Annotated in this window: 13 protein-coding genes; 7 read left to right on the forward strand and 6 right to left on the reverse strand. The window is 69.7% G+C overall.

Going from position 1 to position 14,374, the window contains the following annotated elements; translation table 11 throughout:
- Positions 1–31 precede the first annotated feature (31 nt).
- From SD455_RS05545 to SD455_RS05555, 3 genes are read left to right on the forward strand one after another with little or no spacing between them, the layout of a single operon-like run.
- On the forward strand, positions 32–1,009 hold the full coding sequence (locus SD455_RS05545) for a tripartite tricarboxylate transporter substrate binding protein (protein ID WP_445507473.1): 978 nt from the start codon (positions 32–34) through the stop codon (positions 1,007–1,009).
- 38 nt (positions 1,010–1,047) lie between these two features.
- Complete coding sequence (locus tag SD455_RS05550) at positions 1,048–1,515, forward strand: tripartite tricarboxylate transporter TctB family protein (RefSeq protein WP_070159207.1); 468 nt, start codon at positions 1,048–1,050, stop codon at positions 1,513–1,515.
- Between the two features lie 34 nt (positions 1,516–1,549).
- Positions 1,550–3,076, forward strand: a complete 1,527-nt coding sequence (locus SD455_RS05555) for a tripartite tricarboxylate transporter permease (protein WP_445507474.1) — start codon at positions 1,550–1,552, stop codon at positions 3,074–3,076.
- 115 nt (positions 3,077–3,191) lie between these two features.
- On the opposite strand, the gene SD455_RS05560 is transcribed toward SD455_RS05555, so the two are convergent.
- Positions 3,192–3,944, reverse strand: a complete 753-nt coding sequence (locus SD455_RS05560; protein ID WP_445507475.1) for a phosphotransferase — start codon at positions 3,942–3,944, stop codon at positions 3,192–3,194.
- Positions 3,945–4,063: 119 nt separating this feature from the next.
- A complete protein-coding gene (gene hisD, locus SD455_RS05565; protein WP_311025224.1) occupies positions 4,064–5,371 on the reverse strand; it encodes a histidinol dehydrogenase in 1,308 nt (435 codons plus the stop codon).
- A 213-nt stretch (positions 5,372–5,584) separates the two neighbouring features.
- Between hisD and SD455_RS05570 the strand changes: the two genes are divergently transcribed.
- Both SD455_RS05570 and SD455_RS05575 read left to right on the forward strand, forming a co-directional pair.
- Entirely contained in the window at positions 5,585–7,225 is a 1,641-nt protein-coding gene (locus SD455_RS05570; protein WP_445507476.1) for a mechanosensitive ion channel family protein, read from the forward strand.
- Positions 7,226–7,400: 175 nt separating this feature from the next.
- Complete coding sequence (locus tag SD455_RS05575) at positions 7,401–8,192, forward strand: AMIN-like domain-containing (lipo)protein (protein WP_344681461.1); 792 nt, start codon at positions 7,401–7,403, stop codon at positions 8,190–8,192.
- A 40-nt stretch (positions 8,193–8,232) separates the two neighbouring features.
- Here the strand turns inward: SD455_RS05575 and SD455_RS05580 are convergent, their stop codons facing one another.
- The gene (locus tag SD455_RS05580) at positions 8,233–9,357 is read right to left on the reverse strand and encodes an SDR family NAD(P)-dependent oxidoreductase (protein ID WP_445507477.1); all 1,125 of its coding nucleotides are present in this window, start codon (positions 9,355–9,357) and stop codon (positions 8,233–8,235) included.
- A 182-nt stretch (positions 9,358–9,539) separates the two neighbouring features.
- Between SD455_RS05580 and SD455_RS05585 the strand changes: the two genes are divergently transcribed.
- The gene (locus SD455_RS05585; RefSeq protein ID WP_445507478.1) at positions 9,540–9,947 is read left to right on the forward strand and encodes a hypothetical protein; all 408 of its coding nucleotides are present in this window, start codon (positions 9,540–9,542) and stop codon (positions 9,945–9,947) included.
- Positions 9,948–9,990: 43 nt separating this feature from the next.
- On the opposite strand, the gene SD455_RS05590 is transcribed toward SD455_RS05585, so the two are convergent.
- Both SD455_RS05590 and SD455_RS05595 read right to left on the reverse strand, forming a co-directional pair.
- The gene (locus tag SD455_RS05590) at positions 9,991–11,211 is read right to left on the reverse strand and encodes a cation:proton antiporter (protein ID WP_445507479.1); all 1,221 of its coding nucleotides are present in this window, start codon (positions 11,209–11,211) and stop codon (positions 9,991–9,993) included.
- A 54-nt stretch (positions 11,212–11,265) separates the two neighbouring features.
- A complete protein-coding gene (locus SD455_RS05595) occupies positions 11,266–12,162 on the reverse strand; it encodes an MBL fold metallo-hydrolase (RefSeq protein ID WP_445507480.1) in 897 nt (298 codons plus the stop codon).
- 96 nt (positions 12,163–12,258) lie between these two features.
- On the opposite strand from SD455_RS05595, the gene SD455_RS05600 reads away from it, so the two are divergent.
- Positions 12,259–13,425 (forward strand): glutathione S-transferase family protein, encoded by a 1,167-nt coding sequence (locus SD455_RS05600; RefSeq protein WP_445507481.1) that lies wholly within the window; start codon positions 12,259–12,261, stop codon positions 13,423–13,425.
- 18 nt (positions 13,426–13,443) lie between these two features.
- Here SD455_RS05600 and SD455_RS05605 read toward each other — a convergent pair whose 3' ends face one another.
- Positions 13,444–14,358, reverse strand: a complete 915-nt coding sequence (locus SD455_RS05605) for an NAD(P)-dependent oxidoreductase (RefSeq protein WP_445507482.1) — start codon at positions 14,356–14,358, stop codon at positions 13,444–13,446.
- Positions 14,359–14,374 lie beyond the last annotated feature (16 nt).

A 14,374-nucleotide genomic window follows, 5' to 3' on the forward strand; every position in this document is an offset into this window, starting at 1 on the left:
GACGACGTCATTCCACCACTTGGGAGGAACCATGAAGAAGACCCACAGCCGCACGACACTCATCACCGGACTGCTGGCCCTGCCGGCCCTGGCCCTGACCGCCTGCGGCGGACAGGCTGACGGAGGGGACGCCGAGAGCTTCCCCGACGAGACCATCACCTTCATCACAGCCTTCGCCGCCGGAGGGGCGAACGACTCGCTGGCCCGCATGCTGGCCGAACACACAGAGACTGTGGCCGAGGACTACGACTTCGTCATCGAGAACATCGACGGCGGCTCGGGCTCCGTGGGTCAGGCCGAGGGGGCCCAGGCGGACCCGGATGGGCACACCCTGCTGCTGGTCACGCCGTCGATCATCACCAATCCGATGTTCAACAACGTGCCCTACACCCACGAGTCCTTCGAGCCGGTCATCCTGATCAACAGTGAGCCGCACGTGCTGCTCGTCAACGCTGACGCTCCCTTCGACGACTTCGCCTCCTTCGTCGAGCACGCCGAAGAGAACCCCGGACGGGTCAGCATCGGCGTCTCCGGGGCCGAGACCACGACAGCCTTCACCAGTCGCGACCTTGCGACCGCCGCAGGGATCGAGACCACCACGGTGCCGCACGACGGCACGGCCGACGCCCTGCTGCAGGCCCAGGGCGGGCACATCGACGGTGCCGTCGCAGGAGGCCTCACGGAGGCCCAGTCCGCCATCGACGAGGGCAGTCTCAAGCCGATCCTGGTGTTCGACGACGAGCGGCTGGAGGGCCTCCCGGACGTCCCCACGGCGAGCGAGGAGGGGCTGGACACCATGCACAGTTCCTGGCGGGGAGTGGCGGCGCCCGAGGGCACCGATCCGGAGGTCATCGAGGCTCTGCACAATGTCTTCCAGGAGGCGCTGGAGACGCCGGGCTACGAGGAGGCCGCACAGAACCTGAACCTCTCCATCGACTATGCCGGACCGGAGGAGTTCCAGGAGCTGATCGACGCCACCTACGAGACCTACTCGGCATATGAGGACTGACCCCCATCCTGCCTCTCCTCGACCAAGGACGGTGATCCATGAAGGTCAGATCGGTTGAGCTGATCGTGCTGCTCGGTCTCGCAGCCGCGGGAGTCTGGTACCTCGTCAGCGCAACGAGCTTCCTGGAGGCCGGGGAGCCGGACTACTACCTGAACCCCGGCTTCTTCCCCACGATCCTGGGGTGCGCACTGCTGCTGTTCATCACGGTGAGTCTGGTCCAGACGCTGTTCAGGACGTCCAACAGGGAGGCGTTCCCGGCAAGGAACACCCGCCGGGTGATCCTGGTCATCGGGCTGACGGCCGCCTACCTCCTGCTCTGGAGCATGATCGAGCCGCTGTTCTACCTGTTCACCGTCCTGTTCTTCCTGGCGGTCTCCCTGGTGCTGACCCTGAAGAGAGGAACCCCGCTGCTGCCGGCGATCGCCAGGCTCGGGCTGGTCGCCGTCCTGCTCACCGGACTGGTCTACCTCATCTTCGATGCCACGTTCGGGATCTCCCTGACATGACGGCCGCCTCGCCGCCCCGAAAGGACGTGTACACATGGGCTTGACGGAATTCGACGTCTCGGTCCTCTTCGATCCGCTCAACATCGTCGCCATCCTGGTCGGCTCCCTGGCCGGCATGTTCTTCGGTGCCATCCCGGGTGTCGGAGCGATGGTGGTGCTGGTCCTCTTCCTGCCCATCTCGTTCCTCCTGCCGCCACTGCCTGCGGTGCTCCTGCTGCTGGCCGTGTATCAGTCGAGCGAGTACGGCGGGTCGATCTCCAGCATCATCCTGGGGATCCCCGGTTCGCCGTCGAATGTGGCGACGATCCTCGACGGGCATCCGATGGCACAGAGCGGGATGCCGGGCAAAGCCTTGGGATACTCGCTGTGGGCGAGCACGATCGGCGGACTCGTCGGTGGTCTCGCGCTGCTGTTCCTCGCAGTGCCGATCGCGGCCTTCGCGATGACCCTCAGCTATCCGGAGTACTTCCTGCTCGGCATGTTGGGCATCCTCGCCGTGGCAGTGATCAGCTCCCACGATCTGATCCGCAGCATCATCTCGGCGATCCTGGGGCTCATGGTCGGCACCGTGGGCATGGACCTCATCACCGGGGACCCACGGTTCACCGGGGGCCAGATGGAGCTCTACAGCGGATTCACACTCGTGGCGATCATCCTCGGGATGTTCGCCTTCTCCGAGGTCATCACCATGATCAGGGACAAGGGGAGCCGGCCGGCACCCGACACCCTGACGGTGAAGACGGAGGTCCCGTTCGCGGAGCTGAGGACCACAGCCAAGGCGACCACGGGCGGAAGCGTCATCGGCTCGCTGATCGGCATCTTCCCCGGCACCGGCTCCGGGACCGCATCCTGGTTCGGCTACAGCCTGGCGAAGAAGCTCTCCAGGAACCCGGACCGGTTCGGCAAGGGGAGTCCTGAGGGCATCGCCGGTGCCGAGTCAGCCAACAACTCCTCCGTCGGCGGCTCACTTCTGCCGCTCCTGACTCTCGGGGTCCCCGGGTCTCCGGCCATCGCGATCGTGATGGGGGCGTTCCTCATGCACGGCATCGTGCCCGGCCCCAACATCTTCGCTGAGGAACCCACCCTCACCTACGGAATCCTCTTCGGCTTCCTGCTCACCTCGGTGGCGATGTTCTTCTCCGGGAAGCTGGTGACGCCCATCTTCTCGCGGGTGCTGAAGATCCCCAGCGAGATGCTGATCCCCGCTGTGCTGCTCATCTCGATCGTCGGCGTCTATGCGGCGAACACCTCGAGCTTCGAGCTGTGGGTCGCACTCACCGTCGGTGTGATCGCCTACTTCATGAGGAACCTCGGTTTCTCCCTCCCTGCCTTCGTCCTGGCGTTCGTGCTCAGCGGGATCATCGAAGAGAACTTCCGCCGTGCCCTGCTGGTCTCGGGCGGGGACCTCACGATCTTCGTGACCAGGCCCTTCTCTCTCGTCCTGGTCCTGATCATCGTCGGCCTCGTGAGTCTGGGAATCTGGGGCAAGGCCCGAGGCACCCGGCGTGAGAAGATCCTCGCCGAAGTGCAGGGGACCGACGAGCAGAAGTCCAAGGCCTGACATCTCATTGACCTGCATCCAGTGGCCACGAATCACGGGATCTGCCCGATGACACGCCGGTCAGGAGCCCGAGATGCCGGGATTCGTGGCCACTCGATGCAGTGAGGGCATGTCGTCACCGGCGAGGCCGCAGCGCCTCACGCCAGATCCGCTCGTGCGCACGCACATAGGAGGTCACCGCGGACCAATGCGCGCCGTGGCCCGTGAGGTACATGCTTCCCCACGGCTCGCGGCCACTTGCGTAGGACTCGCACAGCAGCCGGTGCATGGCCGCCGTGCGGTCGCCCATGGCTTCGGGGAGGGCGGATCGCAGCGTGCAGTCCGCGCCGTATCCGTCGACGAACGCGGCGAGTCGGGCAGCCGCCGCCTCCGGATCCTCCGCAGGGTCGTTCGCGGTGAAGGCCTGTGCGGAGTAGGCCAGGTCCCAGAGCCGACTGCTCGGTCCTGCGCCGTCCCAGTCGATGAACACGAAGCGCTCGCCGATGACCAGGTTCCAGGGGGCGAGGTCGTTGTGACAGATCAGCTCGTGCTCCCGGGCTGGGATGACGTTCTCCCAGGGCGCACCCTCGGCAGGACGGTGCTGTGCGGCGACGTCGTGGATGCGCCGCACCAACGCGCCCACTCTGTGCAGCTCGTCAGAGGTGAGTCGACGAGCCTCGACCGTGGGACCAGGGATGAACTCCAGGATCTGGCGGCCTCTGCTGTCCCGGCCCAGCACCCGGGGCACGTCGACGCCATGGTTCCCCAGATGGGTCAAGAAGGCGTGGACGCTCGCCGTCGCAGAGCGCCACGGTTTGCGGACCGTGTCACCGATCCGGACGACGCCGTCGCTGACATTGCCGCCGGTCAGCGGCTGCTCAAGATCCACAGCACCAGGCTAGTGCGTCGCCCCGACCATCTAGTGGTCTCGAATCACGGGATCTGCCCGATGACACGCCGGTCAGGGGTCCGAGATGCCGGGATTCGTGGCCACTCGATGCGGAGGTGTCAGCGGAAGCGGACCTCCACGGCCTCGCCGTGGGCGGGCAGACCCTCAGCCGCGGCCAGCGCGGTGACGTGGCCTGCCACCTGGTCCAGTCCGTCCCTGCCGTAGTGGATGACCTGTTGGGAGCGCAGGAAGCTGGTCACATTGAGCCCCGAGCTGTAGGCCGAGGCGCCGCCGGTGGGCAGCACGTGGTTGGATCCGGCGCAGTAGTCGCCCAGCGACACCGGAGTGTAGGCGCCCAGGAACACGGCACCGGCGTTGTGGATCCGGTCAGCCAGCGCGGCGTCGTCGCCGGTCATGATCTCCAAGTGCTCGGCTCCGTAGGCGTTGGCGACGTCCACCGCCACGTCCAGGGAGTCGACCACCAGCACCGCCGACTGGGAACCGGTCAGCGACTGCTTCACCCGGTCAGCGTGCGGCGTGCGGGCGGCCTGCTCCTCGACGGCAGTCATCACCCGCTCGGCGAACGTCATCGAGTCGGTGACCAGCACCGCGGCGGCGAGCTCGTCATGCTCCGCCTGGGAGATCAGGTCCGCGGCCACCAGAGAGGGGTCGGCGGACTCATCGGCGAGCACCATGATCTCGGTGGGACCGGCCTCGGCGTCGATGCCGACCACGCCCTGCACGGCTCGCTTGGCGGTGGCGACGAAGATGTTCCCCGGACCGGTGATCAGTTTCACCGGCGGGCACACGACGTGCCCGGCGGCGTCGCGCGCGCCGTAGGCGAACATTGCCACGGCCTGGGCCCCGCCGACGGCGTAGACCTCCTCGACGCCCAGCAGGTGGGCGGCGGCCAGGATGGTCGGGTGCGGGTAGCCGCCGAAGTCCTTCTGCGGCGGGGAGGCGATGGCCAGGGAGCGGACGCCGGCGACCTGTGCGGGCACCACGTTCATCACCACCGACGACGGGTACACCGCCTGGCCGCCTGGCACATAGAGGCCCACCCGCTCGATCGGCACCCACCGGTTGGTGACGCGAGCATCCGGTCCGGGGGAGACCATGGAGGCGGCCGGCAGCTGGGCGGAGTGCACCTCGCGGGCTCGGGAGATCAGCGTCTCCAAGGCGGCGCGGACGGTGCCGTCCAGGTGGTCGAGGGACTCCTCGAGCTTCCACTGCGGCACCCGCAGCGCCGGCGGGCGGACGCCGTCGAAGCGTTCGGAGAGCTCGGTCAGCGCCTCGACGCCCCCGTGCCGGACCTTCTCAAGGATCGGCGCCACGGTCTCGACCGTGGCCGAGATGTCCTGCTCGGCGCGGGGCAGCACGGTGCTGACGTCCGCGGCGCTGCCACGGAGATCCTTGAGGGTGAGCATGTTCCTCCTTGGGACCGGTCGGATTCTCCGCCCATTCTCCCCCGGGGAGCCGCAGCACGCAGAATCTCATGACGATGACGGCGGACGACGACGGCGTGCAGGCAGTCACACCGGCTCACGTCCGGTTGCACTCCAGGTGTCGGTGACACCATGCTGGATGATCGCGGCCCGGCAGTCGCCGACCGCCCACCATCCGACGCCCCGAGGAGTGCCGTGACTGCGGAAGAGACGCTCGAGCCGACACCGGACGAGGATCTGAACACCATCGTCGAGGACAACGTCCCGGACGGGGTCCAGTCGCTGATGGCCGACGCCGGACCCATCCTGGGGATCTTCATCGGCGTCGCCGTCACCCTGGTGGTGGCCCTGGCGATCACCGTGGCCTCCTCGGTGGTGATGAAGCAGATCTTCCGCCGCACGCCGGAGGCCACGCGGGCCATCAACCGCACCCGGCTGCCGCTGTTCCTCACGCTGACGGTCTTCGGCGCCCGGGTGGCGGTGCGGATAGCGGCCACGGAGGAGTCCTGGCAGCCGGCGGTGTCGTTCGTGCTGTTCATCCTCATCGTGGCAGGCATCGCCTGGTGGGCCATGCGTGTGGTGCGCATCGTCGAGGCACTGGTCCTGGCCCGTTACGCCGGCGACGGCGAGATGGAGGACCGCCGGGGACGCCGCCTGCGCACGCAGGTCTCACTGATCCGCCGCATCCTCACCGCGGTGATCATCACCCTCGCGGTGACCGCCGTGCTGCTGATGATCCCGGAGGTCCGGGCGCTCGGAGCCGGGCTGCTGGCCTCGGCAGGTGTGGTCTCCGTGGTGGCCGGCCTGGCGATGCAGTCCACGCTGAGCAACGTCTTCGCCGGAATCCAGCTGGCCTTCACCGACTCGATCCGCGTCGGTGACGTCATCGTCATGGAGGACACCTTCGCCACCGTTGAGGACATCACGCTGTCGGTGGTGGTGCTGAAGGTCTGGGACGAGCGCCGGGTGATCTACCCCTCCAGCTACTTCGTGGCCACCCCGTTCGAGAACTGGACCCGAGTGGGCACTGAGCTGTTCGGCACCGTGGAGCTCGACGTCGACTGGCGCGTGCCGATGGACCAGCTGCGTGCCCGGCTGAAGCGCCTGCTGGAGTCCACCGACCTGTGGGACGGCAAGGACTACTCGGTGCAGGTCACCGAGGCCACCGGCGGCATGGTCAAGGCCCGTGTGGTGGTCTCGGCCCGCAACTCCGGCGAGCTGTGGGATCTGCGCTGCCTGGTGCGGGAGGACCTGGTCAACTACCTGCGCGCCGAGCATCCTTACTCGGTGCCCACCCAGCGCATGCTGCTCTCCCACGAGGAGGCCCTCGACGGTGCGCCCCACCATGTGCGCACGGGCCAGTTCAACCAGGTGGGGGACGACGACGGCGCCCGCCGCGGCGACACCCGCGAACAGCCCGTGGTGCCCGGCGCCCCCGAGCGGCGCCCCGAGGATCACGCCGGCGCCTGGCGGCTCAGCCCGGAGGAGCAGGAGCTCCTGCGCCGGTACGGCTCCGCCGGCCACCAGGCTGAGGAGACGGCACAGGAGACGGAACAGGAGACGACCCGGGAGACGACCGGGGCGACGTCCGGAAGGGCGGATGCCTCGCACGCCGCGGAGTCGGAGCATACGGAGGAGACCCCGCTGACGCAGGCCGGCGAGGGTGCCTCCGTGTTCACCGGCTCCATCACCGCCGTCGAACGCAACCGCGAATTCTCCGGCCCCGGTGAGGAGGCGTACCGGGAGCGCCGGGAGCGTCAGGAGGACGGCGCCCTGGAGGAGGACGGCACGGAGCCGCGCGAGAAGCACAGAGCCCGGCCCGACGACGGCGACTGAGCCGCCGCGGACGGCCGTCCGGCTGCGGCGAGGCCTCGCGTGTCGCCCCAGGTCACGTGGTGGTGTCGACATGGCATCAAGCCGATGACAGCGGGCGCTGGGCGGTTCCCGCGCGTCGCGACATCCCGGTACGGTGGCCGGACCTGTGCCCCCGACCTGGAGCTGAGTAATCACGATGGTTCCCCGAGGACCGGACGCGCGCCGCACGCCATGGCACGACCGCCCCGCCGCTCTGCTGGGAGCGGGCCTGGTGGCACTGAGCCTCGCAGCCTGCGGCCCCGGCGACGAGACTCCGGATGAGGACCCCGACTCCGTGGTGGAGGAGGAGACGGACCCGGACGAAGCCCCGACAGATGACGACGCCGATCCTGACGATCCCGATCCTGATGACACCGCTGACGACGTGCCCGAGCCGGAGGAGGTCGAGGCGCCTGACGCAGCCGAGGGCCCTGATGCAGAGGCCCCTGAGGCGGAGTACCGCGAGCACCGGGAGGGGCTCAGCGACGACCGCTTCGACACCGAGCCGCGGGAGAGCGCCGGATTCCCTGACGCCCTGGTCCCGCCGCCGGAGGATGAGGACCTGCTGCTCGGTGAGGTCAGACTGGGCGCGCATGACGGCTACGACCGTGTGGTCTTCGACCACGCCGGCACCGGCTTCCCGGGGTGGCGGACCGAGTATGTGGACGAGCCCACCCAGCCGGGCAGCGGGCACCTCATCGAGATGGACGGGGACGCCTACCTGGCGGTCCACGTCACCGGGCTGTGGCCCGGCAACGCGGGAGAAGACCAGGGCCACCTGGTGATGGAGACCGACTGGGCGCACCTGGACACGCTCGTGGAGGGCACCGCGACGACGATCGTCTTCGAAGGCGCCGCCAGCTACTACATCTCCCTGGACCAGGTGCGCGACTACGACGTGTTCGCCATCGAAGACGGCTCACGCCTGGTCATCGACATCCTGCACTGACAACGGCGCCGGACCAGCGTCGGACCAGCGCCGGCCCAGGTCACTTCTTCAGCGGATTCCGTCCGTTGAGCTGCATGCTTCCCGACGGCGCCGACGTCTGCCCGTCGGAGCCCTGCCCGTCGGAGCCCTGCCCGCTGGAGCCCTGCCCGCTGGAGCTCCGCCCGCCGGCGTCGGGCAGCGGAGTCCTCGGCACCTCGGAGGTCGGAGTCTCCGAGTCGGCCACCTCCACGGCACCGTCGGACCCTTCAGCGCTCTCCTCGCCGCGACCGCGGCTGTCCTGGGCCTTGGCGGCCTTGTATGCGTCCACGGTCCGGATGGCCTCGGTGGTCGGCTCGGCGGTGCCGTCGTGGTCGCGCCGCGGGCCGCGCTCCAGTTGGGCGATCGCCTCACCTTCGGTGGGCGCGCCCACCCGCCGCTCCATGGCCCAGCGGACCATCGAGTCCGGGACGAACTTCAACGAGGCGGTGAGCATCTGGTAGCTGCGCGACGGCACGCAGGTGGACGCGCCCTGGGCGTTGGCTGCCAGCGCCTCCCGGACGACGTCGTCGGCGTCGAGCCACATCCACCGCTTCGCGCCCTTGACCTTGATGCCGGAGCGTTCGTGGAACTCGGTGCGCACCAGGCCCGGGCACAGGGCGGTGACGGTGATCCCGCGGCCGCGCATCTGCTGGTGCACGGCCTTGCTGAAGTTGATGACCCACGCCTTGGCCGCCGAGTAGGTGCCGGTGGGGGTGAAGCCTGCCACCGAGGCCACGTTGATGATGCGGCCCCCGCGACGCCGGACCATGGCCCGTGCGGCGGTGTGGGTGAGCTCCATCGTGGTCTGCACGTGCAGGCGCAGCAGGTCCCGCTCCTCGTCGAGGTCGGACTCGAGGAAATCCGTGGGGAGGCCGTGCCCGGCGTTGTTCACCAGCAGGTGCACCGGGTTCCGCGCGTCCGCCAGGCGCTCCTGGACGGCGCCGACGCCGTCGTCGGTGACCAGGTCGGCCACCAGGACGGTGGCGCGCACCCCGTACTGGGAGGCCATCGATTCGGCCTGGGCCCGCAGGCGGTCGGCGTCGCGGGCCACGAGCACGAGGTCATAGCCCTGGGCGGCGAGCTGGCGGGCGAAGGCCGCACCCAGCCCGGCGGTGGAGCCGGTGATCAGAGCGGTGTGGGAACTCATGTCAGTATCCTAGATCGACAGGCTCCACGGGTCGGACCTACACGTTCAGCCGGTGTTCAGCTCCACCGGCCGGGAGCCTGTGATGGCCGTCAGCGGCGGCCAGGCCGCTGACGACCCGGACAACATGACACGAGATCGGGACATTGTTACCGCAGCACCGTGCTGCGAAGGAGGGGTTCACCGTGCGCTGGCGACAGAGGACCGAGTGGGGGCCGAGGTCGCTCGGAGACGACGAATGGGCCGTGCTCGAGGCGCAGATCGACGCCGACGACCTCGAGGCCGTGGAATACGTCGTCGAAGAGCTCACCGGATTCATGGACGCGTTCCGGGAAGACGTGGACGGCCATCCCATGGTGGGGGTCACCGACGGGCAGCTCAGCGTCACTCAGGAATACACCGAGAACCGCCGGGGGCGACGGGTGCTGCAGGTGACCTTCTACGCCTCGGGCCCCGTGGGGGTGGCCCAGCCGCACGCGTTCGACCGGCTCGGCTCCGCGGCCGGCTCGTTGGTGGACCACCTGCAGGCGGACGGCATCGTCGTCTCCGAGATCCGCTGGTCCGAACACCCCTATCGGAAGCGCGCATTCTGAGCGCCCGTGCCCCCGTGCCTCTGAACCCCTGAGCCCCTGCCGCTCAGGCGCCGTCGTAGGAGGGGGCCGTCGGCCGGCCCTGCTCCACCATCTGCGCCAGCATCGGGCAGACCAGCACGGTGATGGCCCCGCCGGTGACCATCACGGAGGCGACCGCCTCGTCGATCAGCCCGGAGGAGACGGCGATCTGCGTGACGGCCACGATGATCGGCAGACCCGTGGAGGCATAGAGCGCCAGGGCGAGGCGCTCGCGGACGGTGCGCAGTCCGGAGTGCGTCTCGGTGAGCTGTTCGCGCAGGAACACCGGCAGTCCGCGCACCGCGAGGATGGCGGCCACAAAGCCCAGCAGCATGGGCCACTGGGAGACCACCGACCCCAGGTCGATCCCCATGCCGCTGGTCACGAAGAACACCGGGATCAGGAAGCTGAACCCGATGACCTCCACCTTGTGCACCAGCGTGTGCCCGTGCTCGGGGGCCATGCCGGAGAGCACGGCGCTCAGCAGCATCCCGGCGGCGAAGGCACCGAGCGCGACGTCGAGCTCGAGCACCGCGGTCAGCAGCATCAGCGTCAGCAGGACCAGCACGGTGAAGCGCAGCGTGGTCTGCATGGTGGTGTTCGCCCCCACCGCCATGGCCCGCCCCAGCAGCGGGATGCGGGTGAACAGCCGGTGGGGCACCAGCACCACGACGACGGCGGCCACCGCGAACCCGACCAGCACCATCGCCGCACCGAGCGTGCCCCGGGTGGAGAGCAGCAACGACATGGCCACGATGGGTCCCAGCTCGCCCAGCGCCCCGTGCAGCATGGTCGCCCCGCCCAGGAGTGAGCCAGCGGCGCCCGAGTCCTTGAGGATCGGCAGCAGGGTGCCCAGCGCGGTGGAGGTGGAGGCGATGGCGAACACGATCGCCACATGCGTCTGCCCCTGGGTGACCAGCAGGCCTGCCCCGATGCCCAAGGCCAGGCAGATCACCCAGGTCAGGGCGGCGGCGCGCCCCTGCCGTCCGCGCATCTGGTCGGTGTTGATCTCCAGTCCCGCCAGCAGGAACAGGAACCCCATGCCCAGTTCGCGGAGGAAGCCCACCGCCTCGGTCTGCTCCGCCAGCTGCAGCCCGAAGGGGCCGATGAGCATCCCGAGCAGCAGCAGCCAGACGACGTCGGGGATCTTGCGGCGCGTGGCCAGCGCCAGCAGCGGGGCGAGGAACGCGGCCACGACGATCCACCAGGTGGAGAGCAGATTCTCCACGAGCATGTGTTCACCCATGCAGCAGAGCCTACGCGCGGATACGTCCGTGGGCCTGCGTCGGCGCCGCGGAGGTCAGATCTCGCCGAGCCTGCGCAGGTGGTCCAGCTGGGCGGCGGCGATCCGTGTGGTGACCCGCTGGGGGACCGGGCTGTCCTCGCCGTACAGCATCCGGCCCAGCTGCTCCGGGTCCTCGGGCGCAGCGGGTGAGGAGGCCGTCGTCGTGCCCTGCCGGGCCTCCGCGATGAGCGCCCGGACCTGATCCAGCCGTTCGTGGCGGTGCGCCAGGTACCGGCGGGCGGTCTTCGCCAGCGACGGCTGGGCGGGGCCGTGGGCGGGCAGCATGAGCGCGTCACCGTAGCCGATGAGGCACTCCAGGCTGGCCAGGTAGTCGGTGAGCGTGCCGTCCGGGTGGTCGAGCATAGTGGTGCCGCGGCCCAGGAGGGTGTCGCCGGTGAGCATCATCGCGGCCGGTCCGGCGGGCCCCGGGCCGAGACGTTCGTCCCCGGACTCGGCGACGAGCTGCGCCTGCGGCAGGAACAGGCTCACGGAGTCTGAGGTGTGGCCGGGGGTGTGCACCGGCTCCACCGCCGCCCCGCCCAGGTCGATCCGCTCGTGGTCGCTCAGCGGGTGCGGGAAGAGGCCGTCGGCGCCGGGGAGGCATTGCTCGGGGTCGAATCCGCGGACCGGGGCGCCGGTCCGCTCCGCCAGGGCCGGTGCGGCTCCGGTGTGGTCCCGGTGGCGGTGGGTGACCAGGATCTGCGCCACGGGACGCCCGGCGACGGCGGTCAGGATCGCCTCGACGTGCTCCGGGTGGTCCGCCGGCCCCGGGTCGACGACGGCGACGGCGTCCCGGCCGGCGAGCACGTAGGTGGTGGTCCCCTCCAGGGTCATGGGGGAGGGGTTCTCACAGAGGAGCCGCTGCACGGACAGCGGCGCAGCGGCAGGTCGGGACGTCGTCGTCGAGGTCATGGCACCACTGTAGGACGGCAAGGGCGTCCGGTACGCCAGGTGACGGTGACTCTGTGGCCTGTTCCACCGGCTGGGGCCGCGTCGTAGGCTGGCCCCATGGCACCCGCACAGGAGCGCACCACGGAGAGCGCTGACACCGCTGACCCCCAGCCCACCGCCGGCACGGAGCATTCCACCGCCGGGGCGTATGTGACCGGTGAGGAGTTCACCCGGGACACGAACTACATCGAAGACCGCGTGGTGGCCGACGTCGACGCCGTCCGGGCCGCTGCCAAGGAGGAGAGCTCGACCATCGGGGACCCGCGGATCGCCGGGCTCACCGAGGGGGCCGAGGCCTGGCCGGTGGAAGCCGGTCGGTACCGGCTGGTGGCGGCGCGGGCCTGCCCGTGGGCGCACCGGTCCATCATCGTGCGCCGGCTGCTGGGGCTGGAGGACGTCATCTCCCTGGCCACGCCGGGGCCGGTGCATGACGTCCGCTCCTGGACCTTCGACCTCACCGAGGACGGCCGCGACCCCGTCCTGGGTACCGAACGCCTGCAGGAGAACTACTTCGCTCGGTTCCCCGACTACCCGCGGGGCATCACTGTGCCCGCCCTGGTGGACATCCCGTCCGGCGGCGTGGTCACCAACAACTACCCGCAGCTGACGTTCGACCTCTCCACCCAGTGGCGAGCACACCACCGCGAGGGTGCGCCCGATCTGATCCCCACCGACCTGATCCAGGACATGCTGCCGGTGATCAAACGGATCTTCACCGAGGTCAACAATGGGGTCTACCGGTGCGGATTCGCCGGCTCCCAACGTGCCTACTCGGAGGCCTACGACCGCCTGTTCACCGCCCTGGACTGGTTGGAGGATCGGCTGGCCGACCGCCGGTACCTCATGGGCGAGCACATCACCGAGGCCGATGTCCGGCTGTTCACCACGCTGGTGCGCTTCGACCCCGTCTACCACGGGCACTTCAAATGCAACCGCACCAAGCTCACCGAGATGCCGAATCTGTGGGCCTACGCGCGGGACCTCTTCCAGACCCCCGGCTTCGGCGACACGGTCGACTTCGACCAGATCAAGCGCCACTACTACGTGGTCCACGAGGACGTGAACCCCACGCAGATCGTCCCGGAGGGACCGGAGCTGGGGAGCTGGCTCTCCGCCCACGGGCGGGAGCGGCTGGGAGGGTCTCCCTTCCCCGAGGGCGCGACGGCGCCCAGCCCGCTGGCCGCCGAGGAGATCCCGCCCGGAGCGAATCCGCTGCACGGCTGACCGGCTGAGGAGCGCGCCTCAGCGGTAGGTGCGGATCACCTGGGAGTCGTCCTGGCCGATGAGCCCGGCTGCGGCGGCCTCGGCGTACTTCGCCTGGGCGGCACGCAGCAGCGGGGTGTCGAGGTCGTGGGCGGCGGCGATCTCCGCCACCAGCCCGGAGTCCTTGACGAAGATCCCCACCGCGCTGCGCACCTCCGGCTCGACGCCGGCGAGGCCTTCGAGCATGCGCGGGCCGCGGTCAGCCAGCATCCACGATGCCGCGGCCCCGGCGGAGACCGCGTCGAGGACGGTCTCCGCCTCCAGGCCGAGCGTCTCCGCGAGGGCCAGGGCCTCGGCGGCGGCGACGATGTGCACCGAGCACAGCAGCTGGTTCACGCCCTTGAACGCCTGCCCGCGTCCGACCTGCTCGCCGCAGTCGACCACGGTGCCCATCGTGCCCAGCAGATCACGGTTTGCGGCGACGTCGCCGGGTGCGCCGGAGGCGAAGAGGCGGAGCGCGCCCTTCTGCGCCCCGGCCACACCGCCGGTCACCGGGACGTCCAGCAGCCGGACCTGCCTCGCGGCAGCCGGGTCCGCGAGGGCCCGCACCGCCTCGGGGCCCACCGTGCTCATCACGATCAGGCTGGCTCCCGGGCGCATGCGCGCCAGAAGGCCGGGTGACGCCTCGTCGTCGCCCAGAACGGCCGCGTCCAGCTGCTCCGGGGTGGCCACCATGACGACGACGGCGTCGGCGTCCTGCGCGGAGTCCGGAGCCTCCTCCGTGGCCAGGCCGAGCTCAGCGGCCAGTGGGCGGCGCGCAGGGGAGGGGTCCACCCCGGTCACCTGATGGCCGGCGCGAGCGATCTGTTCGGCCATGGGCAGGCCGATCGCGCCGACACCGACGAAGGTGACGCGCAGGGCGGGCTGGGGAGAGGTGGTGGGCGTGGCGCTCATGGGTCGCTCCTGACAG

Source organism: Nesterenkonia sp. K-15-9-6 (assembly GCF_052656005.1).